We start from the raw sequence: 26,932 nt of genomic DNA on the forward strand, positions 1-26,932 counted from the left end.
TTCCCCAGGCGCTCGCTGCCTTTTCCAGACACGTCGCCCTCCAGAGTTTCCCATGCGCGCCGAAGACACCCCGCTGATCCGCCTCGAGGATTACCGCCCGTCCGATTGGCTGATCGACACGGTCGATCTCGACATCAGCCTGCATCCCACGAAGACGCGGGTGCGCTCGCTGCTGGGCCTGCGGCCAAATCCCGCCGGGCGCCCGGGGGCGCCGCTGGTGCTAGACGGAGACGAGCTGTCGCTCAGCGCCCTGCGGCTAGACGGGCTGCTGATCGAGGACGGCGCCTATAGCGCGACCTCCCAGAAGCTGACGCTGCATGCGCCGCCGCGCCGGCGCTTCACGCTGATGATCGAGACCGAGGTCGACCCCTCAGCCAACACCAAGCTGATGGGCCTTTACCGCTCGTCGCGGGTCTATTGCACGCAGTGCGAGGCGGACGGTTTCCGTCGGATCAGCTATTTCCTCGACCGGCCCGACGTGATGTCGGTCTATACGGTCCGGCTCGAGGCAGCGAAGCTCGAGGCTCCCGTCCTGCTCTCGAACGGCAACCGCGTCGCGGCAGGCGAGGTCCCCGGCGAGGACCGCCACTTCGCCGTCTGGCACGACCCGCACCCCAAGCCGGCCTATCTCTTCGCCCTGGTCGGCGGCGCGCTCGACCATGTCAGGCAAAACTACGTGACCGCCGACGGGAGCACCGTCGAGCTCGCCGTCTATGTCGAGCCGGGCAAGGCCGACCGCGCCGGCTGGGCGATGGACTGCCTGGTGCGCTGCATGCGCTGGGACGAGCGTGTCTATGGCCGCAACTACGATCTCGACGTGTTCAACGTCGTCGCCGTCTCCGACTTCAACATGGGGGCCATGGAGAATAAGGGCCTCAACATCTTCAACGACAAATACGTGCTCGCCGACCCGCAGGCCGCAACCGACGGCGACTATGCCTCGATCGAGGCGATCATCGCGCATGAGTACTTCCACAACTGGACCGGCAACCGCATCACCTGCCGCGACTGGTTCCAGCTCTGCCTTAAGGAAGGCCTGACCGTCTTCCGCGACCAGGAATTCTCGTCGGACGAACGCTCGCGGCCGGTGAAGCGCATCTCCGATGTCCGCACCCTGCGCGCGACCCAGTTCTCGGAGGATGCAGGCCCCCTCGCCCACCCGGTGCGGCCGCGCGCCTACAAGGAAATCAACAACTTCTACACGCCGACCGTCTATGAGAAGGGCGCGGAGGTGATCCGCATGCTCAAGATTCTGATCGGCGAGGACACCTTCCGAGCCGGAATGGACCTGTTTTTCGCGCGCTGCGACGGGACGGCAGCGACGATCGAGGATTTCCTCGCCTGCTTCGCCGAAACCTCCGGCATGGACCTGTCGCAATTCGCGCGCTGGTACGACCAGGCCGGGACACCGACGATCATCGCTTCCGGCCGCTACGACGCCGATGCACGCAGCTACACGCTCGACCTCGCGCAGAGCACCGCACCCACGCCCGGGCAGCGGGACAAGCAGCCCTTCGTACTGCCGGTCGCGCTCGGCCTCGTCGGCCAGGCCGGCGACCTGCCGCTGAAGACGAGCTCCACGGCCTATGCCAGCGACGGCCTGGTCGTGCTGGACCAGCCCTCGCTGTCGATCACCTTTAGCGACGTGGCCGAGCCGCCGATCCCGTCGCTTCTGCGCGGCTTCTCGGCTCCGGTGAAGCTCGAGCTCGACCTCGCCGATGCGGAACTGCTGCGGCTGTTCTCGGCCGACAGCGACTCGTTCAACCGCTGGCAGGCGCTTCAGACGGTCGCGACGCGGGCGCTGGTTGGCGCCGGGCGCTTCGCGGCCGGGTGCAATGCGCTGCTCGCCACCGCTGGCGAGCTGTCGCACGCCCTGCGGGGCTTCCTGCGCGACCAGGCTCCCGCCGATCCCGCCTTCGCAGCACAGGTGCTGCGCCTGCCGGGACAGGCCGACATCGCCCGCGAGATCGGCCGCGATGTCGATCCCACCGCCATCCATGCCGCCCATCGCGCCCTCTCGGCCGAGATCGGCAGCAGCCTTGGCCCGGACCTGCTCGCCCTGCACGAAGCCTTGAACGCGCAGACGGCCTATCGGCCCGACGCCACCTCCGCCGGCCGGCGTGCGCTGCGCAACGAAGCGCTCGGGCTGATCGCCCTCGGCTCGCCCGAGGAAGGAGCCCGGCTCGCCCAGGCCCAGTTCGCCGCCGGCGACAACCTGACCGACCGGCTCGCGGCGCTGGCGGCGATGACGCTGGTGCCGGGCGATGCGCGCGAGGAGCTGATCGCCCGCTTCGCCAGGACCTATGCCACCGAGCCGCTGGTGCTGGACAAATGGTTGATGGCACAGGCGCTGATCGCCGAGCCCGGAACGCTGGAGCGCGTCCGGCGCCTGATGCAGCATCCCGCCTTTTCGCTTTCCAACCCCAATCGCATCCGGGCCCTGATCGGCGGCTTCGCGGCCAACCTGACGCAGTTCAACCGCCCCGATGGCGAGGGCTATGCGTTCGTGGCCGAAATTGTGGTCGCGCTCGACCGGACCAACCCGCAGGTCGCCTCGCGGCTGCTCGGTTCCTTCAAGAGCTGGCGCATGCTGGAGCCCGGCCGGAAGGCTCTGGCGGAGGCCAGGCTGGCCATGGTGGCGCAGACCCCGAACCTCTCGCGGGACGTCGCCGACATCGCCGAGCGAGCCCTCGCCCGACAAGGTTAACGGCCACCTGTCGAAAAGATTAACGTTTCATTACGCGCACAGGATTCATTCGACAAAGCGACACAACCAGGACGCGAATTCGTACGTCCGAATTCAACTCAAGGCTAGACAAAGAGACCCGCGAGGATTCAACTGAAACTGATTCGCGGGGATGCGGCACGTCTCCCGATCTACTCACGGTACGATTTCCGAAGGGGGACGGGCATGACGCGTGCCAACGCGGGCTGCGCAACTGCGCGCGCAGATTCGATTCTGGGCGTTGCCAGATCGCTGACGCACCCGCTCTATCAGCGGTTCGAGAGCCTCGAACCCACCTTCCGCATCGTCATTCCCGGGCTCGTCGCCCTCTTCATCGTCATTCTCGCGGCTGGCGCTGCGATCCAGACTGCGGCGATGCGCAACGATGCGCTGCAGGACGCCGCAGGAGACATGGACCTCGTCTCGGCCCTGCTGGCGCGGGAACTCGACAACGGCGCTCGCTCGGGGTTGGCGCCGGCTGCCGTCCTGGCCGCACTGGCTTCGCGCCACCTTGCCGCGCACGGCCGCGTCGTGCATGTCAGCGGCGAGGACGGGCATGTCATCGCCAGCGAACCCGTCATCGGCCAGACCAAGCGGACCCTCGTCGACTTCCTGGGCCAGACGCAGCCGCTAACCGCCTTCGGTGACCGCGCCGGCGTGATGCGCATCACACTGCCGGGCGGCACCGAGGTTTTCGCCAGCGTCCGCAACCTCGCCGCCCCCCTCGGCCAGGTCGCGGTGATGCAACCGGTCTCGCGTGCGCTCTCGACCTGGCAGCAGCGCCGCAGCGGCCTCGCCCTGCTCTTCGTCACGGCCTGCGTCGTGCTCGCCGCGATCACCCTCGGCTTCATCCTGCAGTCGAAACGCGCCCGCGCCGCCGACGAGGATTGCGACTGCGTCCGCGAGCGCATCGACACCGCGCTCAACCGCGGCCATTGCGGACTGTGGGACTGGGATCTCGCACGCGGCCGGATCTACTGGTCCGACTCGATGTACGCCATGCTCGGCTACGACCGCACGGGCCAGTACATGTCATTCGGCGAAGTCAGCGGCTTCATCCACCGCGACGACGTCGACCTCTACGCGCTGGCCGACGCGATCAGCCGCGGTGAAGCCAGCCATCTCGACCGGGAGTTCCGCGTCCGCGACAGCGCCGGCAACTGGATTTGGCTCAAGGCTCGCGCCGAGCTCGTCATCGATCGCCGCACCCATGCGCAGCACCTCGTCGGCATCGTCGTCGACATCTCCGAGCAGCGCCGCATGGCCGAGCGCACAGCGACCGCCGATGCCCGGCTGCGCGACGCAGTCGAGGCGATCTCGGAAGCCTTCGTGCTCTGGGACGCGAACAACCGCCTCGTGCTCTGCAACGCCAAGTACCAGCAGCTTCACCAGATCCCCGCAGAACTCGCCCTCGGCGGAGCCGGCCATGACGAGATCATGCGGATGAGCGCTCAGCCGGAGATCGACCGCGAGCCGATGCGTGCCTCGCACAGCCCCGACGGCTCCTCCTCCTACGAAGCCCGCCTCTCGGACGGCCGCTGGCTGCAGATCAACGGCCGCCGCACCAAGGATGGCGGCTCGGTCTCGGTCGGTACCGACATCTCCAAGCTGAAGCAGCAGGAAGAACGGCTGACGCAGTCCGAGCACCAGCTTCTGACCCATGTCACCGACCTCAAGGCCTCGCGCCAGAAACTCGAGGCCCAGGCCCAGCAGCTCGCCGATCTGGCGGAGCGCTATCTCGAACAGAAGGCGACCGCGGAAAGCGCCAACCGGGCCAAGTCGGAATTCCTCGCCAATATGAGCCATGAGCTGCGCACGCCGCTGAACGCCATCATCGGCTTCTCCGAGATCATGGAGAATGGCCTGTTTGGCCCGCTCGGTGAGAAGTACACCGACTATGTCCGCGATATCCGCACGAGCGGCGACTACCTGCTCGGCATCATCGACGACATCCTCAACATGTCGAAGCTGGAATCCGGCAAGATCAGCCTCGAGACCTCCAACGTCGCACTCGGGCTCGTCATCGACGAAGCGGTGCGCAAGTCGCAGGAAGAGATCGACCGCAAGCGCCTGCAGGTCAGCGTCGAAGGCGCGCGCGACGCGCATCTCGAGGCCGACCCGCACGCCCTCTACCAGATCCTCGGCAATCTCATCGACAACGCGGTCAAGTTCACCCCCGAGGAAGGCCAGGTCGCGATCCGCGTCCGCCAGGTTCCCGATGCGCTCAACATCTTCATCGAGGACACCGGCATCGGCATCCCGAAGGAGAAGCTCGGCCGCATCGGCCGGCCCTTCGAGCAGGTCGAGGGCGACCTCATCCGCAGCTTCGGTGGTTCGGGGCTGGGCCTCGCCATCGCCCGCTCGCTGACCGAGCTGCATGGCGGCTCGCTCAGGCTGCGCTCGGCCATCGGCGCCGGCACCATTGTCATGGTCCACCTGCCGCTCGCCGGCGGCGGGCGGGTCACCGCGCGGGCGGCTTGATCGTAAACGCTCCGTGATTCCGGGGCAGGCCGCAGGCCTGAGCCCGGAACGATGCGGCGGCATCGGTCCTGGGTTCCGGGCTCCTCGCTTCGCGAAGCCCCGGAAAGACGGCGAGGTTCCGCAGCAGCCGGCGTACCCTACCTGCCGCGAGCAGCTCCCAGAATCCGCGTGAAGATCGCTCGCACGCCGGCCCGGACCTCGTCGAGCTCCGCCCTCAGGACCTTGGTGTCGGGTCGCCCGACGGCGGTCGCGATCCGGTTCATCACGCGGGCCGGCACCGCGGCGGGGTCGAAGGCCTCGTCCACGGTGAAGCGCTGCCAGAGCTGAACGTCGCCGATCAGCCGCCCCGCCTCCCCCAGCGCCGCCGCATCCGCCGGCGCGAGCACGCCAGCCGCCCGCGCCGCGGCGAAGACGGAGGCCGTATCACGCGCCAGCAGTCCGGGATGGTCCGCCGCATAGGCGAGCACGAAGAACTGGGCGAGGAAATCAAGATCGGTCAGGCCGCCGAGCGCGAGCTTAAGGTCCCAGGGATTCTTCTCGCCCTTCTCCTTGGCGATCAGCGCGCGCATCTGGGCGACGGCCGCCGCGACCTTCGCCGGGTCGCGGCGGCGGGTCAGGATGGTTCGGATCGAGGTCTCGGCGCGCCGGGCCAGCTCGGCATCGCCCGCGACGACGCGGGCGCGGGTCAACGCCATCTCCTCCCAGATCTCGGCCTCGCCGGCATGATAGGCCTCGAAGCCGGCGAACTGGGTCGCGGCCGGGCTCTTGTTGCCGGAGGGGCGAAGCCGCATGTCGACCTGATAGAGCGTGCCGCGCCGCGTCGGCACGGTCAGCGACGCGACAAGGCGCTGGGTGAAGCGCACATGCCAGGTCACCGGATCGAGGCTGCGGCGGCCGTCGCTGGGTCCGGCATCGTCCGGCCGATCATAGATCAGCATCAGGTCGAGGTCGGAGGATGGGGTCAGCTCACCCGCCCCGAGCCGTCCGAGGCCTAGCACGACGCTCTGAGCGCCCTCGATCGCGCCATGTTCGGCGACGAAGGCCTCGCGTGTGTCGGCGAAGGCGACGCGCAAGCAGGCTTCCGCGACTGTGCAATAGGCCTGCGCTGCCGCCTGCGCCGGATAGACGCCCGACAGCAATCGCGCGCCGACCAGGAAATTCTCCTGCCGCGCTGCATCGCGCAGGCGGTCGAGCCCGTCCTCGACGCTCGGCGGTGGCGAGCCGACGAAGCTGCGGATGCGGCGCTCCAGCGCGTCGCAATCAAGCGAAGCCTTGCCGAAGGCCGGGTCGATGACGCCGTCGAGGACATGAGGGTGGAGAGCCGCGACCTTGGCGAGGCGCGGGGCGCTGCCGAGGATTTCGGCGAAGAGCGTCAGCAGGGAGTCCTGTGAGCGTAGCAGCGTGAGAAGCTCGACCGCAGCTGGCATCCGCACGAAGGCGTTGTCGAGATGGGCGAGCGCGCCGTCCGGATCGGCCGTGCGGCCGAGCGCGACGAGGAGCGCGGGCGTCAGCTCGGTCAGCACCTCGCGGGCCCGCGCGCTGGTGACGGCGGCTCGTCGGCCGAAATGCCAGCCGCGGACCGTCTCGGCGGCAGTTAAAGCGCTTCGGAAGCCGAGCTTCTGCAGGGTTTCCAGCGTCGCCGGGTCGGGCTCGGAGCCGGTGAAGCTCAACGATCCCGCCTCGCTGGCCAGGCTCGGCCCCTCCTCGAAGAGCAGCGCGTAATGGCCCTCGACGCGTCTGGCATGCGCCGTCAGCGCCTTGCCGAAGGCGGCGCTCGACGGATAGCCGCAAAAGCGGGCGAAGGCCTCGAGCTCGGCCGCTGCCTTGGGCAGGGTCTGGGTCTGCTCATCGTCGCGCATCTGCAGGCGGTGCTCGACGGTGCGCAGCCAGCGATAGGATTCCGCCAGCTCGTCCCGTGCCTGCGGCGTGATCCAGCCCTCATTCGTCAGTTCGCCCAGCATCTCGAGCGTCCGCGGGCCGCGCAGGCTCGGGCGGCGCCCGCCGAAGACGAGTTGCTGCGTCTGGACGAAGAACTCGATCTCGCGGATGCCACCGCGGCCGAGCTTCACATTATGTCCGGCGACAGCAACGGCCTCATGGCCCTTCACGGTCTGGATCTGGCGCTTCATCGCATGGATGTCAGCGATGGTCGCGAAGTCGAAATATTTGCGCCAAATGAAGGGGGCGAGATCGGCGATGAAACGGCGGCCGAGCGTGAAATCGCCCGCGACCGGCCGGGCCTTGATCATCGCCGCCCGTTCCCAGTTCTGGCCGACGGTCTCATAATAGGCATAGGCCGAGGGCAACGAGACGGCGACATGGGTCGAGGCCGGGTCCGGCCGCAGGCGCAGATCGACGCGGAAGACGTAGCCGTCCGGCGTGCGCTCCTGGATGATGCGCGCGACCAGCTGCGTCAGCTTGACGAAGAAGCTGGTCGGTTCGGCGACGCCTGCCGCCTCTGCCGTTTCCGGATCGAAGAAGACGACGATGTCGATGTCCGAGGAGTAGTTCAGTTCGCCGGCGCCATGCTTGCCCAGCGCGAGCACGACGAGGCCGGAGCCCTCGCCCGGATCGGCCGCGTCGGCCAGTTGGATCCTGCCGAGATCGGCGGCCTGGCGCAGGGCGTGCTCGGTCGCCAGTCGCACGGCCATGTCGGCCGTGTCCGTCAGCGCCGCCGTCACCGTCTCGACGTCCCAGACGCCACCGATGTCGGCGAGCGCGATCAACAGCGCCATCGCCCGGCGGAAGCGTCGCAGCAGCCGCATCAGCTCGGCCGTCTCGGTCGTGGCGGTGCCCTGCTCGGCTATCCCCGCGAGCAGGGCATCGCGATGCGCCTCCGGCTCGCTCGTCAGGCTGGTGAGCAGCCCGGCCGGATCCTGCCGCATGACCTGCGCCAGGAAGGGCGAATGGGCAAGGATGCCGGCAACAAGCGCGGCCGAGCGTGGCTTTTCCACAAAATGGGCGCGCAGCGCGTCGGCGGCCTCATCGTCATGCAGTCGCTCGATCAGGTCACGCGCGAGCAGCGTCTCGGCCCGCGCGCGCGCCGGCAGGACCGGTGCCGCTTCCAGCCTGTCACAAAGTCGCGCAGCCATATCCATCCCCCTTCAGAAGGCACGGGAGGCCAGCAGGGTTTGCGCGTCAAGTCGAGGCAGGAAGCGGCCGCGAGCCCAGCGTGTCCACAGGCTTGGCATCGACGGGGCCGGCTTGCTCGGCCCTTTGCTCCGACGCAGGCAGGGTGATGACGACCCTAAGGCCGGGCGCATTGTCCTCGAGCCGCATCTGGCCGCCATGAAGCCGCACCACGCCTGCGGCAAGCGAGAGCCCGAGGCCGAAGCCCGGCTTGCTGCGACTGGCGTCGAGCCGGACGAAGCGGTCGAGGACGCGGCCGCGATCCTGTTCCGGGATGCCGGGGCCGTTGTCGGCGACCGAGAGCTCGATCTCGCCGTCGCGGGCGTTCGCCGAAACCCGGACTTCGCCCTGTCCCCCGGCTGCCGGCTGTCCGTATTTCAGGGCGTTGTCGATCAGGTTCGCCAGAGCCTGCCCGATCAGCTCGCGGTTTCCCTCGACGCGAAGGCCGGGCGCCACCGCGGTAACCAGCGAGAGCCCGGCCTCCTCGGCCAGCGGCTCGTAGAGCTCCGCCATGCCGGAGACGATCTCGGAAAGGTCGAGCCGGTCCATGCTGTCCTGGACGCGGCCGGTTTCGAGCCGGGCGATCATCAGCAATGCGTTGAAGATCCGGATCAGGTTGTCGGCCTCGTCGATCGAGCCATCGAGCGCGGCGCGCAGTTGGTCGGGAGAGGTCGCGGTCCGCAGCGCCTCCTCGGCGCGGTTGCGCAGGCGCGTCAGCGGCGTCTTGAGGTCATGGGCGATGTTATCCGAGACCTGCTGCATGCCGGCCATCAGCTCGCCGATGCGGTCGAGCATCGCGTTGAGGTTGAGCGCCAGCCGGTCGAGTTCGTCCCCGGTGCCGGCGATTGCGAGCCGGCCCTTGAGATCCCCCGCCATGATCGTCTGCGTCGTGTCGGTCATGCCGTCGATGCGCTTCAGCACGCGCCGCGCCACGAACCAGCTCGCAAAGCAGCCGAGGACGAAGACGAGCAGCAGCGACCAGCCCGCCGCCCGCCGGATCACGATGCCGAGCCGATCGCGCTCCTCGACGTCGCGACCGACAAGGAGTCGGAAGCCGCCGGGCAGGACGAAGACGCGCACGATGGCCCGGTTCGGCCGATCCACCGCCTCGCTGCTGCGGGCATACTCGATCTCGGACTCGCCCGGACGGTCGAGCGTGCCCGGCGGCAGGGCCTCGACATTGCCGGCGACGCGCTCGCCCACGGGCGTCGTGACCAGATAGAGCGAGGCGCCCGGCGCCCGGGAACGGCGCTCGATGACGTTGACCAGCCGCCGCATGCCGCCGAGCCGCTGCTGCTCGGCCAGTCCCTGGATCTCGGCATCGATGGTCGAGCGAATCTGGTCGTCGAGCAGGCGCTTGGCGTTCCAGGCGACGTAGCCCAGCAGCACCCCGGCAAAGACCGCGAAGACGACGAGATAGACCGCCGTCAGCTTGAAGGCGGTCGTGCGGAAGAGGTTCGGCAGCAGGCGCTGAGCCTGGCGCGGCGCGGCTGGGCCTGCGGATGCGTCAGCGGGCCGTGTCACGGACCATGTATCCCGCGCCGCGGATGGTATGGATCATCGGCTGCTCGAAGCCCTTGTCGACCTTGGCGCGCAGGCGGCTGACATGCACGTCGATGACGTTGGTCTGGGGGTCGAAGTGATAATCCCAGACATTCTCGAGCAGCATGGTCCGGGTCACGACCTGGCCGGCGTGCTTCATCAGATATTCGAGCAGGCGGAATTCGCGCGGCTGGAGCAGGATTTCCGTGCCCGCGCGGCTGACGCGATGGGCCAGCCGGTCGAGATCGAGATCGCCGACGCGATAAACCGTGGGCTCGGAGGCCGGGGCGCCGCGACGGCGCGCCAGGACCTCGACCCGGGCTAGGAGCTCGGAAAAGGCATAGGGCTTGGGCAGGTAGTCGTCGCCGCCGGCGCGTAAACCCTTCACGCGGTCGTCCACCTGCGCCAGCGCCGAAAGGATCAGGGCCGGCGTCGCGTCCTTCTGCTCGCGCAGCGAGCGGATCAGGGACAGGCCGTCGAGCCGCGGCAGCATGCGGTCAACGACGAGCACGTCGTAGCCGCCACCTTCGGCCATGGCATAGCCCTGGAGGCCGTCGGCGGCATGGTCGGCCACATGGCCCGCCTCACGGAAGGCCTTGGTCAGATAGGCCGCAGCCTCGGCATCATCTTCGACGATCAGCAGTCGCATGGTTGGACCCTAGCCCAGGAAACGCAAAAACGGCAGGCCGGAAGATACGCATCCGGCCTGCCGCGGTGAAGGCTCGTCTCCCAGCGGGGGGCGACTGACTGCCAGGAGTGGCGAGCCTCCCCCGTCAGGCCGCCGGCTGGCGGCCGACCTCGAAGCTGAGCTCGCGCTCCTGACCGTCGCGCCAGACCGTGAGCTTGGTCTTGGTGCCCGGCGCGAAACCGGCGATCTTGCGCGAGAGGTCGCGCGCATCCTTCACCTGCTCGCCGTTCACAGCGAGGATGGTGTCACCGCGCTTGATGCCCGCCTTGGCGGCCGGACCGTCCCGCTCTGCTGCGGCAACCAGCGCGCCGTGAGCATCCTTCAGGCCGATCGCGGCGGCGACCTCGCCGGTCACCGGCTGGATCTGCACACCGATGAAGCCGCGCGAGACCCTGCCGTCCTTCTTGAGTTGGTCGACGACATGCTCGACCGTCGAGGCGGGAACGGCGAAGGCGATGCCGACATTGCCGCCCGAGGGCGAGAAGATCGCGGTGTTGACGCCGACGACCTCACCCTTCTGGTTGAAGGTCGGACCACCCGAGTTGCCGCGGTTCACCGCAGCGTCGATCTGCAGGAAGTCATCATAGGGACCGGAGCCGATATCGCGACCAAGGGCCGAGACGATGCCGGCCGTGACCGTGCCGCCGAGACCGAAGGGGTTGCCGACCGCCAGCACCCACTCGCCGATCCGGGGCTTGCCACCGGCAAGCTGGACGAAGGGATAGTTGCCGCTTTCGGTGACCTTCAGCAGGGCGAGATCGGTGCGCGGATCGGTACCGACGACCTTGGCGTTCAGCGTCTTGCCGTCATCGGTAACGAGCTGCACCTCGGACGCCTTGTCGACGACGTGGTTGTTCGTCACCACATAGCCGTCCTGGCTGACGAAGAAGCCAGAGCCCTGCGACATTGCCTGCGGCGGGCGCGGCCGGTCGGGGCGCATGCCGCGCTGCTGGCCCTGCTGGTTCTCGAAGAAGCGGCGCAGGCCGGGCGGGAGATCGTCCAGGCTGCCCTGGTCGTCATCGAGCTCGCCGGCGACCTTCTGCTTGACGCGGACGGAGACGACGGCGGGCTTCACCTTGTCGACCATGTCGGCGAAGGAGGGTAGCTGCGGCTGGACGCCCGAGAGCTGGATCGGCTGGGCGAAAGCGGGGTGGTCGAACTTCAGCGCGCCATCGGCGAGGCCGGCCGCAAGGCCGATGCCGAGGGTCGCGGCGCCGGCGAGCAGCGCGCCGCGCTTCAGGATCGACCTCGAATTCGTCTTGGTGGTGTTCATCGTGGAAACCTCGAAATCTTCGGCAGGGCCTTCCCTGCTCGTGACGAGGACCATGACGCCGCGCGCCTTACCCGGATTTCGCCCGAAGATGACGTTTTCGTAAGATGACCAAGGGGCCGGAGCACAAGGGACCGCGCGCCTTGAAGGTCGGCTCAGGGCGTGCCGTCGTCCAGCAGCCGCTCAACCCGCCGGCGCTCGTCCTCGGTGAGCGGCGCGGCGCTCGCCGGCGCCGCCATCGCCCTGCCCCGGCGCCACATGAAAGCCAATGCCGTGAGCAGGATCAGGAAGGGCGAGGCCCAGAGCAGCACGGTGCGGGTGTCGAAGGGCGGCCGCAGCAACACGAAATCGCCATAGCGCGCCACGACGAAATCGCGCACTGCAACGTCGCTGTCGCCGGCCACGAGGCGCTCGCGCACCAGCACACGCAGATCCTTGGCGAGCGGCGCATCGGAATCGTCGATCGACTGGTTCTGGCAGACCAGGCAGCGCAGCTCGGCGGAGATCGCGCGGGCGCGGCGCTCCATCGCCGCGTCGGGTAGGATTTCGCCGGGCTGCACGGCGGCGGCCGGGCCAGCGGCGGCTAGGCCGAGCATCAGCGCCAGCAGGATGCGGGAGGTGGCGCGCGCAGCCATCGCGATCACTCCGCCGGCAGCGCGGCGGCGCCAGCCGGCGCGGCGCGTTTCGGTGCGGCCAGCCGGAAGCGCCGGTCGGTCAGCGCGAGCGCGCCGCCGAAGGACATCACGATCGAGCCGATCCAGATCAGCAGGATCAGCGGCTTGTCGTAGAGCCGCACGGCGATCGAGCCATTGCCCTCCGGCTCGCCGAGGCTGACATAGGCCTGGCTCAGCCCGTGGGAGCGAATGCCGGCTTCCGTCGTCGGCATCGCGCGGGCGGTGTACACCCGCTTGGCCGCCTCCATGACCCCGAGTTCGCGGTTGTCGGCGAAGAGCTGGAAGCGCGCCACCTCGGCCCTGAAATTCGGCCCGCTGCGCGGCAGCATCGATTCCAGCACCACCGTGTAGCGGCCGCTGGTGATGCGCTCGCCCGGCTTCAGGACGCCAATCGCCTCCGTGCTCCAGGCCTGAGCGGCGATACCGATGACGCTGAGGCCGACGCCGGCATGGGCGAAAGCCGCGCCCCAGGCCGAGCGCGGCAGGCCCTTCGCCCGCGAGAACATCGCCGGCCAGCCGCTCGCGCGCCTGAAGATGCGCTCGCCCAGATCGAAGAACGCGGCCGCCACGAGGAAGACGCCGAGCCCGATGCCGAGGGGCGCGACCACGGGGCCGCCTCGCGTCAGGGCGATGGTGCCCAGCGCGACGACGATGCCGATGCCGAAGGCCGCGGCGTTGCGCTGCGCAGCGCCGAGCAGGTCGCCGCGCTTCCACGCCAGCGACTGGCCCAGAGGCAGGATCAGCAGCAGCGGCACGAAGAGCGGCACGAAGGTCGCGTTGAAGAAGGGCGGGCCGACCGAGATCTTGTCGCCGGTCACCATCTCCAGCAGTAGCGGGTAGAGCGTGCCGACGAAGACGGTGGCACAGGCTGTGGCGATGAAGACGTTGTTGACGACGAGCGCGCCTTCCCGCGACACAGGGGCGAAGAGGCCGCCCTGCCGCAGGAGCGGCGCGCGCCAGGCGAAGAGGGCGAGCGACCCGCCGACGAAGATGATGAGGATTCCGAGGATGAAGAGCCCGCGCTGAGGGTCGGTGGCGAAGGAGTGCACCGAGGTCAGCACGCCGGAGCGGACGATGAAGGTGCCGAGCAGCGAGAGCGAGAAGGTCAGGATCGCGAGCAGGATCGTCCAGACCTTGAGCGCGTCGCGCTTCTCCATCACCACGGTGGAGTGGATCAGCGCCGTGCCGGCGAGCCAGGGCATCAGCGAGGCGTTCTCGACCGGGTCCCAGAACCACCAGCCGCCCCAGCCGAGCTCGTAATAGGCCCAGTAGGAGCCCATCGCGATGCCGAGCGTCAGAAAGACCCAGGCGAGCAGCGTCCAAGGCCTGACGGCTCGGGCCCAGACAGCATCGATCCGCCCGTCGATCAGCGCCGCGACGGCAAAGGCATAGGTGATCGAGAAGCCGACATAGCCGACGTAGAGCAGCGGCGGATGGATCGCGAGACCGAGGTCCTGCAGGATCGGGTTGAGGTCCTGCCCGTCGGCCGGAGCCGGCACCATCCGCCGGAACGGGTTCGAGGTCAGCAAGGTGAAGGCCAGGAAGGCGACGGTGACCAACCCCTGGGCGGCCAGCGTACCGGCGCGAAGCCGGACCGGCAGCGAGCGCCGCGACAATGCGACCAGGGCGCCGAACAGCGTCAGGATCAGCACCCAAAGCAGCATGGAGCCTTCGTGATTGCCCCAGACGGAGGTGAATTTGTAGATCAGCGGCTGCGTCGAATGGGAGTTGGCGACGACGTTCTCGACCGAGAAATCGGAGCGAACATAAGAGAAGACCAGCGCCGCGAAGGACAGCGCCACCAGCAGGAAGCAGGTTACTGCCGCCGCCGGGCCGACACCGGCCAGCACCTTGTCGTGGCGCGCCACGCCCCAGAGCGGGACCAGCGCCTGGACGACGGCGACGCCGAGGGCGAGGGCGAGCGCGAAATGACCGATCTCGACGATCATGCGGGCCTCACTGAGTCGGCTTCGGCGCGGTCGCGCCGGTGCTGTCGGGCTGCCAGTGCCCCTGCTTCTTCAATGCGTCGGCGACCTCGCGTGGCATATAGGTCTCGTCATGTTTGGCGAGGACGGAATCGGCCTGGAACTGGCCCGCGCCCTGGAACACGCCTTCGGTCACGACGCCCTGCCCCTCGCGAAAGAGATCGGGCAGCAGCCCATCATAGCTGACCTTGATCGCAGTGCGGCTGTCGGTGACCGAGAAGACGATCCGCTGGCCCGGCCCGCGCACCAACGAGCCTTCCTCGACCAGCCCGCCGACGCGCATGCGCGTGCCCGGGGCGATCCCCTTTTCGACGATCTCCGTCGGGCCGTAGAAGAAGACAATCGTGTCGCGCAGGGCGAAGAGCACCAATCCAGCCGCGACGCAAAGCAGGGCGCCGGCAGCGCCGATCATCACGAGCCGCCGCTGCTTGCGCGTCGAGCGTCGCCGGATGGCGACGGGGCGTGTTTGCTCGGCAACCGTCATGGCGCGGTCTCCTTCAGCGAGAGTTCGCTTTCCAGCGCATCGAGCTGTGCCAGCGCGGGAGCATCCTGCGCCAGGCGCTCGCGCGCCGTCGTCAGCGCACCCCGGGCAGCCGCCTTGTCGTCGAGCACGGCCTGCGAACGGATCAGGCGCGTCCACTCCGCCAGATTGCCGCCGCCGGCCTTGAGGCGCTCGGCCAGTCCGTCGACCATGGCGCGGATCGCCGCCTGTCGGTCGGCCGCAGGCAAGGCCGCGATGGCGCTGCCGGCGGATTCGGCGCCCAGCCGCTCGAGGCGCTGGCGAACGGCCTGCGCCCAGGGGGCATCGGCCGCGCCATCACCGAGCAGGGCACGCAGATCCGTGACGGCACCGTCCATATCGCCGTCCTGCTCCTTGCCGATGGCCAGGAAGAAGCGGGCCCGCGCATTCTTCGGATCGAGGCGGAGCGCCTCGGTCATGCTCTGGCGGGCCTCGGCCGTGACGACGCCACCGGCTGCGAGCGTGCGCGCTTCGCCGAGCCCGGCATGAGCCTCGGCGCTCGCCGCCCCATGGCGAATCACTGCGGCGAAGGCGTTGGCGGCGTCGTCGAAGCGGCCCTGCCGCATATAGACGGGAGCAATGACAGACCAGCCCTTCGCATCCGACGGATTCGTCGCGAGATGGGTTTCGATGCGCGCAAGCGCCAGGGCGAAATCCTGGCGGGCGGGGTCGGCCTGCAGCCGGGCGGCCAGCGGCTGGTCCGGGCTGCCCGGAGAGCCATAGGCGCCATAGACCAGCAGCGCGAGCAGCGGCACGCAGGACAGGGCCAGCGCCGAGCTGGCGCGGCGGCGACGCAGGGAGGACTCGGTTTCGCCCGCCGGCCCGGCATCCTTGCCCGAGGCGCGCAGCAGGCGCCGCGCGGCTTCCGCACGCGCGGCCTCAGCCTCGGCCGGCGCGATCAGCTTGCGGGCGAGATCCCGATCGATCTCCCCAAGCTGGGCGCGGTACAGGCTCGCCGCGTCGGCGGCATCAGCGAAGGCCGCCTCGCGGCCATGGCCAAGAGGCCAGAGCAGCGCGAAGACCGCCGCGCCCGTCATGACCGCGAAGATGATCCAGATCAGCATGGGGCGTTCATAGCCAAAGACGGGCTCGGCTTCATGTCCGAAGATGGCGACAAAGGGTCACGCAGGGTCGCCATGGCTCAGACGGAAGGCAGTTCGAGGCGCGCTCGCAAGCCTCCGAGCGGGGAGCGTTGCAGCGAGAGCTCGCCGCCGTAGAGCTTGGCGAGATCGACGACGATGGACAGGCCGAGGCCGGAGCCGGGCGTGGTCTCGTCGAGGCGCCGGCCGCGCTTGAGGACGTCGGCCATCGCCTCGTCGGGCAGGCCGGGGCCGTCATCGTCGATCAGCAGGGCGATCCGGCCGGGCGTGCCTTCCAACTCTTCCAATGAGATTTCGACGGTCGCTCCCGCCCATTTGAAGGCGTTGTCGAGCAGGTTTCCGAGCATTTCCTCGAAATCCTGCTTCTCGCCGCGGAAACGGGCCCGGGCCGGCACAGCGTGGCTGGCGGCGATGCCCCTGCCCTGCGAGATCTTGGTGAAGGTGCGGATCAGGGCGTCGAGAGAGGGGGCGATGTCGGTGACGCCGCCGAGAGCTCCCGACAGCGCCGCCGCCCGCGCGCGGTCGAGATAGTACTGGACCTGGTCGCGCATGATCGCCGCTTGAGTCTTCACCGTCTGGGACAGGTGGCCGTCGGCGGCTTCCGCCTCGTTCAGCATGACACTGAGCGGCGTCTTGAGAGCGTGAGCGAGATTGCCAACCTGCGTGCGGGCGCGGTCGAGGATCTCGTGATTGGCGTCGATGAGCTGATTGAGCTCGCCTGCAAGCGGGTCAAGGTCGGGCGGATAGCGGCCGACGATGCGCGGCGTCTCGCCGGTGCGGACCATGCCGACAGCGGAGCCGAGGCGCACCAGCGGGCGCAGGCCGAAACGGACCTGGATGATGGTGGAGGCGACGAGCGCGAGGCCGAGCAGCAGGAAGGTCAGCGTCAGCGCCAGGCGGAAATCCCTGATGTCCGCATCAATCTCGTCGGATGGGGCTGCGACCGCGACCGTGAAGCGGCCATCCTCGCCGACATCGATCTCACGCTCGAGGATGCGCAGAGAGCGATCGTCCGGACCGGAGATGTAGCTTTCGCGCAGGCCGCGCGGATTCGGCGCGATCGCCTGGTCCAGCAGCTTCGGCAACTGGCCGCCGACGAGCGAGCGCGAGGCGCGGATGGTCGGGCGTTCGCCGTCGAGCCGGATGATCTGCCAGTACCAGCCCGACAGCGGCAGGTCGAAGCGCGGCTCGCCGAGGTCGCCGAGGGCCTGTCGCTCTGTCTCGGGCGGAGCCGCCAGATCGGCGATCAGCTCCTTGATGTAGACGCTCAGGCGCTCGTCGAAGCCGCGCTCGGCCGAGCGCCGATAGAAGGTCGTCAGGCCGGTGCCGGCCAGCATCAGCACCAACGCGCAGCAGATCGCCGCCGAGATGAAGAGCCGCGCGCCCAGCGAATAGCGATGCGACCTGAACGGCATCGTCGGCGATCAGACCTTCTCCGGCGCGGCTGCGATATAGCCCAGACCCCGGACGGTCTCGATGACCTCGACGCCGAGCTTCTTGCGCAGGCGGCCGACGAAAACCTCGATCGTGTTGGAATCGCGGTCGAAATCCTGGTCGTAGAGATGCTCGACCAGCTCGGTGCGCGAGACGACGCGGCCCTGATGGTGCATCAGATAGGCCAGCAGCCGGTATTCGTGCGAGGTCAGCTTCACGGGGTTGCCGTCCACCACGACGCGGCTCGCACGCGTATCGAGCCTGACGGGGCCGCAGACGAGCTCTGAGGTGGCATGGCCGGCAGCCCGGCGCAGCAGCGCCCGCACCCGCGCCAGCAGTTCCTCGACATGGAAGGGCTTGGTGACATAGTCGTCGGCACCGGCGTCGAAGCCGCCGACCTTGTCGCTCCAGCGGTCGCGCGCGGTGAGGATCAGCACCGGCATGGTCTTGCCGGCGCGGCGCCAGCCCTGCAGCACGGAGACGCCATCGACCTTCGGCAGGCCGAGATCGAGAATCACCGCGTCATAAGGCTCCGTTTCACCGAGATAGAGTCCCTCCTCGCCGTCGAATGCCTTATCGACGGCGTAGCCGGCATTCTCCAGCGCGGTGACGATCTGGCGGTTAAGGTCCTTGTCGTCCTCGACGACGAGCAGTCTCACGGCGGGCAGCTCCTTCTGGGATCGAGCGGAGGCGGATGAAGGTCAGCGGATCGTCGCAACCTTGCCCGACTGGCCTTCGAGCGTCACGCGGGCGACGCGTCCGTCGCGCTTCAGCGTCGTCACCACATAAACATAGTCCTCGCCCTGTCTGCAAAGCCGGATGCGGACGACCTCGCCCGGTGCGGCGTGGCGAGCATGGCGGGAGGCCTGCACCGGCTGGATGACACGCCCTTCCGCGACGGCATCGCGGGTCTCGTCCGGCGACAGGCAGGAAATCGGCTCCTGGCTGTCGATCTGCACGATCGGCAGCGGTGCCGCCAGCAGGGCCAAGGCTAGAGCGGATTCGACGAGCATCATGGACATTCGGCTAATCCCGCACGCGTGAACGCGCCATGAATGTTGCTAGACATCAGACTATGTCAGCACACCGGCAGGCGTCCACGCCATTCGGACCCGCGCCCCACCACGGCGCTGATCTGGGCAATCACGATTTCGATCTCGGGCTGGGGCAGGCCGAAATCAGCCAGTTCGAGGTCGGCGGGATAGGTCCAGGCAGGCTTGCCGATTCGCTCCCGCCGCAATTCAGTATCGCCATCGCGAATCGCGATCTCGTAGAGTTCCGTCTCTTCGCCGAGCGGCACCTCGGCCAGGTCCCAGGAATCGCCGTCCACGCGCGTGCGCCTGATCCAAGCGATTTCGATGCCATCTGCCATGCGCCGCGCCCTGGGATGCACCGGTGCCATGGGCAGAAGCGGGGCGGTACCGGCCGCAGCCGTGATCTCCGCCATTGAAGGATCGGCGGGGTCGCGCTGTATCGGGCCGATGCGATAGCGCCGCTCCCGGCCCAGCTCGGCGAGATCGCTGGTCAGCGCGACGGCGGCGCCATCGAGGACCACGACCCGCGAGCCGGCCGGCAGGCTGCGCCCGGCAGCAGCTTCCGAACCGCCGATTCCGCGCAGAAGACCCGATAGTCGGAAGAGTCGCGGCCCGATCAGCTCGACATTGGAGACGGTCACGATTTCCGCCGTCCCGGCCTCTTCGAGCAGCGCCAGAGCGTTGGCACCGGCGAGCGCGGCCTCGGGCGAAACCGAGGACAGGATACCGCCGCGCAGCCTGACATCCAGGATGGCATCGCGATCGGTCCGCCAGGTCGGGCCGGGCAACAGGGCCGTCAACGTCTCGCCGACGATCGAGGGCGCCTCGATCAGGCGCAGCAGCTCGAACTGGCCGGCATCGTCGGCCTGCCACACGCCAAGCGCTCCGGGCCAGGGCGACGCGAAGGCCGCAAGCGACAGCAGCGGCGGCGGTTGGGTGAGCACGATCGGCAGCGCAAGCGGGACGACCAGCGGCCTGCCCGGCAATGCCGGAGCGGGTCGCGGCGGCCGGGGCAGGCCCGGTACGCCGCTGCTACGATAGGCCGCCGGCTCGACGGCGCGTGCGCTCGCCCTGCGGGTCGGCCCGTCATCGATCCGGGTGAGGCGAAAGAGACGCTCTGCCCCGTCCACAGGGAGGGCTACGACATCACCCGGCTCCAGATCGAGGCAGCGCGGCGAAAGTTCCAGTTGCAGCGTCTCGCGGCCGGCCCAGACCTCCTGCAGGCGCTGGTCGGCCAGGCGCTGCCCTTCCGCGGGCCTTGTGACGATCGCCGTCTCGACACCGACCTCACGGCGCGCCGCACCCGCCAGCCGACGCGAGCGGGCAGCCGACGCGCGATAATCGTTTTCGCCGTCGCAGAAGCCGAGCCGCAATTCGAGCGGCAATTCGCTCTCCTGCATCCGGCGCAGCTCGAAGGGGCGGCCATCGCGATCGAGAACGAGATCGTCCTCGCCGAGACGGCGCGCGACGGAACCGGCGCGGCCATGGAAGCGCAGCCTGCCCGAGGACATCGTCGCGTCGAAACCGAAGGCCTGACCGAGCGGCTCGAGCGCCTGCCGCGCCGACATCGGGCGATCCAGGACGTAGCCGTCGACGAAGCCGTCGACGACGATCTCGTCGGCATCGGGCAGGCCGAAATCGGCGAGAACGCGCCGCAGCAGCCGGTCTACCGGCGCGCCCTCGATCCGGCCGTTCAGCCAATGGCCGGTATCGTAGCTCGCGCCGTCCGCCCAGACGCCGCCGAGGTCGGGGAAAGCTGGGAACGGCCGTGCATCATAGCTCCAGACGAAGATATTGGCCGGATCGACCATGCGGATGCCGGTGGCGGGGTGCACCGGATTGCGCACCGCGTCGAAACCGTGGCGCGCAGGGTCGAAGCCCGAGATGATCGCTTCCAGCCCGCGCGCCTGAACCAGATCGTCGCGCGCGCCGCTGGAGAAATGCGGATAGCCGCCCTCGGCCGACTTTGCGTCGGGAAAGACATGCGGCGCATTCGCGCCCTTGTCGACCGCCGGCACGCCGATCTCGGTCAGCCAGATCGGCTTGGCGCCCGGCACGAAGGCAGTGGCCGCCGTCTCGACGCCGTCGACGCGCTCGACATGCGGGTTGCTCCACCAGCCGACGAGGTCCTTGGGCCGGTAGATCCAGGGCTTGCCATAGGCGCCGTCGGTGATCGGCAGCCGCGCCTGGGCCTGACGCGCGGCGGCATCGGCATAGTACCAGTCATGAGCCTCGCCGGAGTTCAGCCGGGCGCGCAGATAGCCGAGATCGCTTGGGCCGTTCGCGACCGCCTCGTCGGCATGGCCGGCGGTGTCGCGCCAGTCGGAGAGCGGCGGGTAGAAGTCGATGCCGATCGCGCCGATCGCCGGCGAGGCCCAGAGCGGATCGAGCGGGAAGGCGACATCCTGCCCGCCATTGCGGACATGGGCGCCGTATTCGGTCCAGTCAGCGGCATAGGTCAGCGTCGCGGCGGGCAGCAGCGCCTTGACCTCTTCGGCAAGGCCGGAAAGCACCGCAGCCATCGGATAGCCGGCCGCGCCGCGCAGCTGCGCAAGCCCGACGAGCTCCGAGCCGATGACGAAGCCATCCACGCCGCCGGCGAGCTGCGCCAGCATGGCGTGGTGCATGACGAAGCGGCTGTAGCTCCATTGATCGGGCTCAGCGCAGGCGACCTGCCCGCCCTCGGCCGACATGTCGGCCGCCCCGACCGTGCCAAGGAAGGTCGCGAGCTGCGCATCCGCAGCGGCCGTGCCATCGACCGTGCCGGGGTGTCCCGGCGCGGGATCGCAGGTGATGCGCCCGCGCCAGGGGTAGCGCGGCTGGCTGGGGACGCCGGTAGCAGGATCCGGCAATGTGTTGCCGGCCGGGATGTCCATCATCAGGAAGGGATAGAGCACGACTTCGAGGCCGTAATCCTCGCGCAGCCGGCGGATCAGGCGGATCACGCTCTCGTCGGAGGGCGTGCCGCCGAAGGCCGGTCGACCCTCGACATGGCTGACGACACGCGCGGACGGGCGGGTTAGCCCCGCGACCGACCATTCGGCTCCGACCGTCGGCTTTTGGGCGATCTCGACGCGCGGCGCGAGCGTGCATTCGCCAGCCCGCAGATCGTCGCCGAACCAGGAGACGACGAGCGAGACACGACGCAGACCGGGGCAAAGCGCGGTCAGATGGGCGAGCGCCGTATCGACATCGGCGCCACCATAGAGCTGATGGCGGCTCAAGCTCTCGCTGATCCCCGGTTCGGGCTCGTGGCTGACGGCGCGGGTCTCGTAGACGAACTCGCTCGCGCCCGGGATCAGGGTCACGGCCCGGATCATCCGGCAAAGTCCATCCACCGGGCAGACGACCTCGAAGGCGAATTGCGGCACGCGGTTGCCGTAGTCGGCCAGCGGAAAGCGCTCGAACACGACATAGGCGAGGCCGCGATAGGCCGGGGCCGCCCCGCCCTCCTTGGCAGCGATCAGCGGGTCGGGCTCCTGCGCCTCGCCGCCGTCATGCACGCGCATGGTAACGGTGCTGACATCGAGTTCGCGGCCATCGACCCAGATGCGGCGGACGAAGGCGAGCCTGCCCTCGCACAGGCCGATCGCGAGATTGGCGTAGTAGGCATAGGTCGTCTCGACGGTTTTCTTGCTCGGGCTGCCTTTGCCGCCGCTCTTGGTGCGCGTAACGGAGACTCTGATCTCCTCCTCGAACCGCGTTGCCCAGATCAGCTGGCCGCCGATGCGGGCACGGCCATAGACGCGCGGGATCGCAGCGCCCTCGCTCGAAGCGAGCCCGTCGATCTCGGTGAGGCGCGGCCCCTCGACGGTGCGTTTTCCGCCTGCGCCGCCGAGCAGGGACTGGTCGATCATGGCGCCGGCGACCCCGCCGACGGCCTGGCCTATCACGGCGCCGACCGGGCCACCCAGCGCCGAGCCGAGCGCATTGCCGGCCACCTGAAGCAGAAGCGTCGCCATCAGTCGGTGATCTCCGGAAAGGAAAAGGCATGGCTCAGATGCCGCCGCCACCAGGGCGAGAACGCGACCTCGCTGACCTCGGCGCCGTCATGGGCATGCAGGATGCGGTCGGGCGCGCTCAGGATGGCGCAGTGCTTGGCCGGGAGATGATCCCGCCACCGAAACAGCAGCACGTCGCCCGGCCGCGCCGCCCCGCAGGCGACCGGCTGAAGATGGCGCATGGCGGCGGCGGCGAGCGTTTCCGCCCCGAGGCTCTCCGCCCAGCTTCGCGAATAGGGTGGCGGGATTTCGGGCTCGGCGCCGTAGAGTTCGCGCCAGATGCCGCGCACCAGCCCGAGGCAGTCGCAACCGACGCCGCGCAGCGAGGCCTGATGGTGATAGGGCGTGCCGAGCCAGCCGCGCGCCGCCTCGACGATGTCGGCCCGCGAGACAGCGGCGCTCATCGAAACAGGCTCCCGCCGTCGAGACCGCCATCGCCAAGCCGGACACCGCCGATGATGAAATCGTTGCCGGGGATATGCGGAAAGCCGCGGAAATTGCTACCGTTGCCGAACTTTGCCCGGCAGGTGGCGAAGCTTTTGTCGCAGCCGGGCGAGACGGTGAAGGTGTCGCCGGGGGCGATCGCGGCCGGCGGAGCCTGCCAGAGCTGCAGCGCGCCCGCTCCTCCGGCAGCGGCATGGCGCTTCACCTCGGTCGCGAAGCCGACATTCCCGCCACCAGTGAAGACGAGCCGGCCGCCGGTGAAGTGCCCGTCCGCAAAGCCGGCGAGCGCCGCTGCGGTCAGGCCGAGGCGGCCGTCGCTCGCGGCCACGTTTCCAGCCACGGCAGAAAGTCCCACGCCGCAGCGCGCATCGCCGAGATCGGCCGAGCAGGAGCGCATGTAGAGCCGGCCACGCTCCTCGTCGAAGGCCTTGGCGAGCCCCCTCACCTCGGCCGTGAAGCCGAGATCGCCGCGCCTGATCTCACCGACGAAGCCGGTTTCGAGCAGCAGGCGCTGCGAGACCTCTGCCCAGTTCACCAGCCAGACCGAGACCCGCACATCGTCATAGAGGCAGCGGGTCAGGTCGGCCTCGTTCAGCCCGGTCGCGGCGAAGGCGCCCGCGACCTCACCGCCACCGATAGCGAAGCCGAGCTCGGCCGCCGTCTCGGCCGCCTCGAGGCCGGTCGCCGCCGCGAAAACGATGCCGTCGAAGGTGAGCGGCAGGTCGTGGTCCGTGAAGCCGAGCACGACGCCGTCGCGGCGAGTCAGGCTCCAGCAGCGACAGAGCGTGGTCGCATTCTGGTCGAGATGGTCTTGCAGTGCGGAAGGGATGGCGCGCATGGGATAAGCCTCAGGGCAGGATCTCGACGATCGGGATTTTTGGGATTTCGCCGGCCTCGAAGGCCGAGAGATCGACCTCGATCGCGTCGATGTCGAAGCGCACGGGCACGTCGAACAGGAAGCCGGCAGTCACCGCCGCCCCCGGTCCCGGGACATGGCCGGCAGCGAAGCTGACGAGACCGGTGGTGGCGTCGCAGGCGACATGCCCGGGATCGGTGATCGCGACGCCATCGACCGCGACCATCACCTCTCCGGGCAAGGGTTTCGCGATCGGCCGGCGATAGACCGCGCTACCCGTGCCATAGTGCTTGCAGAGCTGGAAGGTCGCGGTGACGCCATCGCCGGTGCCGAGCGGCTGGTCGGTGGCAGTGGGTGTCTGCGAGGGCGGACAGCTTTTCCAGTCCAGCCGGTCGCGCCAGCGGAAGCCGTAGAGGCGCCCGCGCCGCTCCTCGAAGAAGGCGACGACCGCCGCCAGCGCATCCAGCGTGCGGATGCCGATCCCGGCATCGTAGCGGCGGCGGGAATGGGCCCATCGGCTGTTGCGGACCTCGCGGCCCGAGGCCAGCGTCACGATCTGCGTCAGACGCTCCGGCCCGCCGCGCGAGCCACGGGCGATGTCGGTGGGGAAGCGGATCTCGTGGAAATCGGTCATGGCACCTGCCCCTCAGAGCGCGCGGCTGCCACGCGCCACGGCGCGTGCGATGGCGGCAGAGACCTGCGCCTCGGAACGGCGGAAGCTGTCGGCGTCGGGCGTCGCGACCTGGACGACCACGCTGAGCGGCCGGCGCGCCTCGCCGGACGAGCGTACGCCCAGCCGTCCATCGGCCCCGCGCGACAGCGGCAGGATCGCTTCCGCGCCGCGCTCTCCCATCAGCCCGAGGCCCCGGCCCAGCGGGAAATAGGCCGGCGAGGCGATGACACCGCCGTCCGCGAAGGGCGCGACCGGCACGGTGCCGCCACCGCCGCCCAGTCCGAGTCCTCCGCCGAACAGCCCCGTCAGGCTCTTAGCGCCACTGCCGAGCAGGCTCGACACCCCTGTCTGCAACGGCTTCAGCGCCGTCTTCAACAGGCTGTCGGTCATCGAACGGCCGACGCTACGCAGCACGTCCTCGAAGCGCTTGCCGTCGACAATGCCCCTCGCGAAGGCGTTGGTCATCGACCGGCCGAAGCTGTCGGCCGATTTGCCGAGATTTTGCGTCAGCGTGCTGAGCGTCCGCAGCTCGGAGAGGCGGGATGAAAAATCGATGTCGTCCTCGGACATGGCCGGCCTTTCGGTTGAAGTCGAAGAATCGTGCCCGGTCAGGCGTCGGGATGGGCCGCCATCAGGGCTCTCAGCGCGTCGCGAGCAGGCGCGCGGTCGGAGCCAGCGGGATGGAAAGCCTGCAGCGCGGCAGCGATCTCGCGAGGCGTCGCCGCCCAGAAAACGCCGGGCGGCCAGGCGAGCCGGCCGAGCCCGAAAGCCATGACCTCACGCCAGGGAAAGGGAGTGGCAGCCGCCGACGGGGTCAGCCCGCCGGCGGCTGCGGAGGGCGCGGAGTGTCTCGGTTTTCCCCGGCGGGCTCGCCGAAGGTCGCGTCGAGCAGGCGGATCGCGGCGGAGATCGCGCCGGTCAGGCCGCCATCGAAGGCCAATGCCGCAACCTCATGCTCGCTAAGGCTACTCCCGGCACCGCGCAGCCCGGCCGCTAGGATGCGCGTCACGTCGCGGGCCGAGAGCCTCCCACCAGCGAAGCGCTCTCCCAGCGCGGGCAGGCTGTCGACGCTGAAGGCCTGTTCCAGTTCGGCGAGAGCGCCGAGCGTCAGGCGCATCGGCAGCGCCTCACCCTCGACCATCAGGGCCGTGTCGCCACGATAGCGATTGATCATGGCCGGCCCTCAGAGCGCCGTGAAGGCGAGCTGGCCCGCGGATTCGAGCGAAAGGTCGAAGGTGACCTCGCCGGCATGGTCGCCGCGATATTCGAGGCTCGCGAGCTGGAACGGCCCGGTCACCGTGCCGAAATCAGGCACGATCACCTGCCAATCGCGGATCGCACCGTCGAAGAAGAGCTGCCGCACCAGGGCGTCGGAGGCCTCGTCCTTGAAGATGCCGGCGCCGCTGATCGCGGCGCGTCGCATGCCCGCGCCGGCCAGCAATTCCCGCCAGCGACCGGCGGATTCCGCGTGGGTGACGTCGACGGTCTCGGCGTTGAAGGCGATTTGCCTCGCACGCAGGCCCGCGACCGTAACGAACGCGCCATCCCCATCCGCCGCCTTGAGCAGCAGATCCTTGCCCTTCTGTGCCGACATCCGGCCTCTCCTTGTCGAGCGTTGCAGTGATCAGAGGTTTTCGGTCACGGCGCGGAAGCGCAGCGTGACGCAGGCGAGCCCGGTCACGCCGTCGCGCGCCAGCCGGCTGGAGCGCCAGCGCAGGTTCACCAGTCGGTGACCGGCCGGCGCGAGCGGCACATCGTCGAGCGCCGCCACGACGAGCGCCGCAGCCTCGAGTGCCTGGCGCGCGGAACCGCTTTCGCCGGCCCAGACGGCGAGGCCGAGATCCTGCTCGCAGCCGCTGTCGCTGCCGGTCGACCAGTCGCGCGCATAGACATCGCCATGGACGATGTAGAGGCCCCGCATGGCGCGGGGTGCCTCGTCATGGATGCGACCGGGACCGATCACGGCGGTCAGGGCCGCGTCCTCCTGCAGACGCGCCTGGATCGCGGCGCGCAGGGCGACGACCGGCGCGGTCACGGCGAGACCTCCTGAACCAGGCAGACCAGCCGGCGCCGGCTGCCGTCCGGATCGAACACCGCGCGGATATCGAAGACGCGCTCCCCGTCGCGCAGGCGCTGGCCGGCATCGACGCCTGCCCGCCAGCGCATCGTGATCCGATGCGTCGCGATCTGCTCGGGCCTGCCACGGCGCCAATGCTCGCCGCCCGAGAGCCACTCGACCTGGGCCCAGACCGCCGCGACGGTCTCATGGCTGACGGTCGCACCGCCGAGCCCGTCGGGCGTCGCGACGGGAGCCTCCAGCAGCAGCCGAAGGCGCAACGCGCCGACGGGGCCGTCCTGCCGAGCTGACGCCGCCAT

General features: G+C 69.1%; 22 protein-coding genes and 1 pseudogene. 2 read left to right on the forward strand and 21 right to left on the reverse strand.

Translation table 11 applies throughout. From position 1 onward, the window contains the following. Window positions 1-52 precede the first annotated feature (52 nt). Window positions 53-2,707 (forward strand): aminopeptidase N, encoded by a 2,655-nt coding sequence (gene pepN, locus ASE63_RS00740; protein WP_056795033.1) that lies wholly within the window; start codon window positions 53-55, stop codon window positions 2,705-2,707. A 204-nt stretch (window positions 2,708-2,911) separates the two neighbouring features. Beyond that, window positions 2,912-5,206 carry a PAS domain-containing sensor histidine kinase gene (locus ASE63_RS00745; RefSeq protein WP_056795035.1) on the forward strand — a complete coding sequence of 765 codons (2,295 nt, stop codon included), beginning with the start codon at window positions 2,912-2,914 and terminating at the stop codon, window positions 5,204-5,206. 137 nt (window positions 5,207-5,343) lie between these two features. On the opposite strand, the gene ASE63_RS00750 is transcribed toward ASE63_RS00745, so the two are convergent. The 21 genes and pseudogenes from ASE63_RS00750 to ASE63_RS00850 all read right to left on the reverse strand — a co-directional run bounded on the left by ASE63_RS00750 (window position 5,344) and on the right by ASE63_RS00850 (window position 26,932). Continuing rightward, window positions 5,344-8,298, reverse strand: coding sequence for a bifunctional [glutamine synthetase] adenylyltransferase/[glutamine synthetase]-adenylyl-L-tyrosine phosphorylase (locus ASE63_RS00750; RefSeq protein WP_056796481.1), 2,955 nt, complete (start codon window positions 8,296-8,298; stop codon window positions 5,344-5,346). Window positions 8,299-8,344: 46 nt separating this feature from the next. Further along, window positions 8,345-9,802, reverse strand: a complete 1,458-nt coding sequence (locus tag ASE63_RS00755) for a HAMP domain-containing sensor histidine kinase (RefSeq protein WP_082609613.1) — start codon at window positions 9,800-9,802, stop codon at window positions 8,345-8,347. Between the two features lie 40 nt (window positions 9,803-9,842). Beyond that, on the reverse strand, window positions 9,843-10,526 hold the full coding sequence (locus ASE63_RS00760) for a response regulator transcription factor (RefSeq protein ID WP_056795037.1): 684 nt from the start codon (window positions 10,524-10,526) through the stop codon (window positions 9,843-9,845). Between the two features lie 163 nt (window positions 10,527-10,689). Then, window positions 10,690-11,838: pseudogene (locus ASE63_RS00765) on the reverse strand (trypsin-like peptidase domain-containing protein); the annotation flags it as partial. 152 nt (window positions 11,839-11,990) lie between these two features. Continuing rightward, window positions 11,991-12,470, reverse strand: a complete 480-nt coding sequence (locus tag ASE63_RS00770) for a cytochrome c-type biogenesis protein (protein WP_056795043.1) — start codon at window positions 12,468-12,470, stop codon at window positions 11,991-11,993. 5 nt (window positions 12,471-12,475) lie between these two features. Further along, window positions 12,476-14,458, reverse strand: coding sequence for a heme lyase CcmF/NrfE family subunit (locus tag ASE63_RS00775; RefSeq protein ID WP_056795046.1), 1,983 nt, complete (start codon window positions 14,456-14,458; stop codon window positions 12,476-12,478). A 7-nt stretch (window positions 14,459-14,465) separates the two neighbouring features. Then, window positions 14,466-14,978, reverse strand: coding sequence for a cytochrome c maturation protein CcmE (gene ccmE, locus ASE63_RS00780; protein WP_056795048.1), 513 nt, complete (start codon window positions 14,976-14,978; stop codon window positions 14,466-14,468). Beyond that, window positions 14,975-16,078 (reverse strand): c-type cytochrome biogenesis protein CcmI, encoded by a 1,104-nt coding sequence (gene ccmI / locus ASE63_RS00785; protein WP_056795051.1) that lies wholly within the window; start codon window positions 16,076-16,078, stop codon window positions 14,975-14,977. Before ccmI ends, ccmE begins: the two co-directional genes overlap by 4 nt. Before the next feature lie 77 nt (window positions 16,079-16,155). Next, the gene (locus ASE63_RS00790) at window positions 16,156-17,529 is read right to left on the reverse strand and encodes a sensor histidine kinase (RefSeq protein ID WP_056795054.1); all 1,374 of its coding nucleotides are present in this window, start codon (window positions 17,527-17,529) and stop codon (window positions 16,156-16,158) included. Between the two features lie 9 nt (window positions 17,530-17,538). After that, complete coding sequence (locus tag ASE63_RS00795) at window positions 17,539-18,207, reverse strand: response regulator transcription factor (RefSeq protein ID WP_056795057.1); 669 nt, start codon at window positions 18,205-18,207, stop codon at window positions 17,539-17,541. A 42-nt stretch (window positions 18,208-18,249) separates the two neighbouring features. After that, window positions 18,250-18,570 carry a hypothetical protein gene (locus ASE63_RS00800; RefSeq protein WP_056795060.1) on the reverse strand — a complete coding sequence of 107 codons (321 nt, stop codon included), beginning with the start codon at window positions 18,568-18,570 and terminating at the stop codon, window positions 18,250-18,252. A gap of 56 nt (window positions 18,571-18,626) precedes the next feature. Then, window positions 18,627-22,544, reverse strand: a complete 3,918-nt coding sequence (locus ASE63_RS00805; RefSeq protein ID WP_056795063.1) for a glycoside hydrolase TIM-barrel-like domain-containing protein — start codon at window positions 22,542-22,544, stop codon at window positions 18,627-18,629. Further along, window positions 22,544-22,987 (reverse strand): NlpC/P60 family protein, encoded by a 444-nt coding sequence (locus ASE63_RS00810; protein WP_056795065.1) that lies wholly within the window; start codon window positions 22,985-22,987, stop codon window positions 22,544-22,546. The genes ASE63_RS00805 and ASE63_RS00810 overlap by 1 nt, the downstream gene beginning before the upstream one ends. Then, window positions 22,984-23,865 carry a DUF2163 domain-containing protein gene (locus ASE63_RS00815; RefSeq protein WP_056795068.1) on the reverse strand — a complete coding sequence of 294 codons (882 nt, stop codon included), beginning with the start codon at window positions 23,863-23,865 and terminating at the stop codon, window positions 22,984-22,986. Before ASE63_RS00815 ends, ASE63_RS00810 begins: the two co-directional genes overlap by 4 nt. A gap of 10 nt (window positions 23,866-23,875) precedes the next feature. Next, complete coding sequence (locus tag ASE63_RS00820) at window positions 23,876-24,517, reverse strand: DUF2460 domain-containing protein (RefSeq protein WP_056795070.1); 642 nt, start codon at window positions 24,515-24,517, stop codon at window positions 23,876-23,878. Between the two features lie 12 nt (window positions 24,518-24,529). Continuing rightward, entirely contained in the window at window positions 24,530-25,126 is a 597-nt protein-coding gene (locus tag ASE63_RS00825) for a phage tail tape measure protein (RefSeq protein ID WP_056795074.1), read from the reverse strand. A gap of 38 nt (window positions 25,127-25,164) precedes the next feature. Further along, complete coding sequence (locus tag ASE63_RS00830) at window positions 25,165-25,374, reverse strand: phage tail assembly chaperone (RefSeq protein WP_056795077.1); 210 nt, start codon at window positions 25,372-25,374, stop codon at window positions 25,165-25,167. Further along, window positions 25,371-25,730: a gene transfer agent family protein gene (locus tag ASE63_RS00835; RefSeq protein ID WP_056795082.1), complete on the reverse strand. Its 360-nt coding sequence runs from the start codon at window positions 25,728-25,730 to the stop codon at window positions 25,371-25,373. The genes ASE63_RS00830 and ASE63_RS00835 overlap by 4 nt, the downstream gene beginning before the upstream one ends. 9 nt (window positions 25,731-25,739) lie before the next feature. After that, the gene (locus ASE63_RS00840) at window positions 25,740-26,150 is read right to left on the reverse strand and encodes a phage major tail protein, TP901-1 family (protein WP_056795085.1); all 411 of its coding nucleotides are present in this window, start codon (window positions 26,148-26,150) and stop codon (window positions 25,740-25,742) included. A 30-nt stretch (window positions 26,151-26,180) separates the two neighbouring features. Beyond that, entirely contained in the window at window positions 26,181-26,591 is a 411-nt protein-coding gene (locus tag ASE63_RS00845) for a DUF3168 domain-containing protein (protein WP_056795088.1), read from the reverse strand. Next, entirely contained in the window at window positions 26,588-26,932 is a 345-nt protein-coding gene (locus ASE63_RS00850; RefSeq protein WP_056795092.1) for a phage head closure protein, read from the reverse strand. The genes ASE63_RS00845 and ASE63_RS00850 overlap by 4 nt, the downstream gene beginning before the upstream one ends.

This window comes from Allobosea sp. Root381 (genome assembly GCF_001429395.1).
GTDB lineage: Bacteria > Pseudomonadota > Alphaproteobacteria > Rhizobiales > Beijerinckiaceae > Allobosea.

Bases quoted from the DNA above. Each gene is read 5' to 3' on its own strand.
- pepN (WP_056795033.1), top strand. From the start codon at position 53: ATGCGCGCCGAAGACACCCCGCTGATCCGCCTCGAGGATTACCGCCCG.
- ASE63_RS00745 (WP_056795035.1), top strand. From the start codon at position 2,912: ATGACGCGTGCCAACGCGGGCTGCGCAACTGCGCGCGCAGATTCGATT.
- ASE63_RS00750 (WP_056796481.1), bottom strand. From the start codon at position 8,298: ATGGCTGCGCGACTTTGTGACAGGCTGGAAGCGGCACCGGTCCTGCCG.
- ASE63_RS00760 (WP_056795037.1), bottom strand. From the start codon at position 10,526: ATGCGACTGCTGATCGTCGAAGATGATGCCGAGGCTGCGGCCTATCTG.
- ASE63_RS00770 (WP_056795043.1), bottom strand. From the start codon at position 12,470: ATGGCTGCGCGCGCCACCTCCCGCATCCTGCTGGCGCTGATGCTCGGC.
- ASE63_RS00775 (WP_056795046.1), bottom strand. From the start codon at position 14,458: ATGATCGTCGAGATCGGTCATTTCGCGCTCGCCCTCGCCCTCGGCGTC.
- ccmE (WP_056795048.1), bottom strand. From the start codon at position 14,978: ATGACGGTTGCCGAGCAAACACGCCCCGTCGCCATCCGGCGACGCTCG.
- ccmI (WP_056795051.1), bottom strand. From the start codon at position 16,078: ATGCTGATCTGGATCATCTTCGCGGTCATGACGGGCGCGGCGGTCTTC.
- ASE63_RS00790 (WP_056795054.1), bottom strand. From the start codon at position 17,529: ATGCCGTTCAGGTCGCATCGCTATTCGCTGGGCGCGCGGCTCTTCATC.
- ASE63_RS00800 (WP_056795060.1), bottom strand. From the start codon at position 18,570: ATGTCCATGATGCTCGTCGAATCCGCTCTAGCCTTGGCCCTGCTGGCG.
- ASE63_RS00805 (WP_056795063.1), bottom strand. From the start codon at position 22,544: ATGGCGACGCTTCTGCTTCAGGTGGCCGGCAATGCGCTCGGCTCGGCG.
- ASE63_RS00810 (WP_056795065.1), bottom strand. From the start codon at position 22,987: ATGAGCGCCGCTGTCTCGCGGGCCGACATCGTCGAGGCGGCGCGCGGC.
- ASE63_RS00815 (WP_056795068.1), bottom strand. From the start codon at position 23,865: ATGCGCGCCATCCCTTCCGCACTGCAAGACCATCTCGACCAGAATGCG.
- ASE63_RS00820 (WP_056795070.1), bottom strand. From the start codon at position 24,517: ATGACCGATTTCCACGAGATCCGCTTCCCCACCGACATCGCCCGTGGC.
- ASE63_RS00825 (WP_056795074.1), bottom strand. From the start codon at position 25,126: ATGTCCGAGGACGACATCGATTTTTCATCCCGCCTCTCCGAGCTGCGG.
- ASE63_RS00835 (WP_056795082.1), bottom strand. From the start codon at position 25,730: ATGATCAATCGCTATCGTGGCGACACGGCCCTGATGGTCGAGGGTGAG.
- ASE63_RS00840 (WP_056795085.1), bottom strand. From the start codon at position 26,150: ATGTCGGCACAGAAGGGCAAGGATCTGCTGCTCAAGGCGGCGGATGGG.
- ASE63_RS00850 (WP_056795092.1), bottom strand. From the start codon at position 26,932: ATGGCGGCGTCAGCTCGGCAGGACGGCCCCGTCGGCGCGTTGCGCCTT.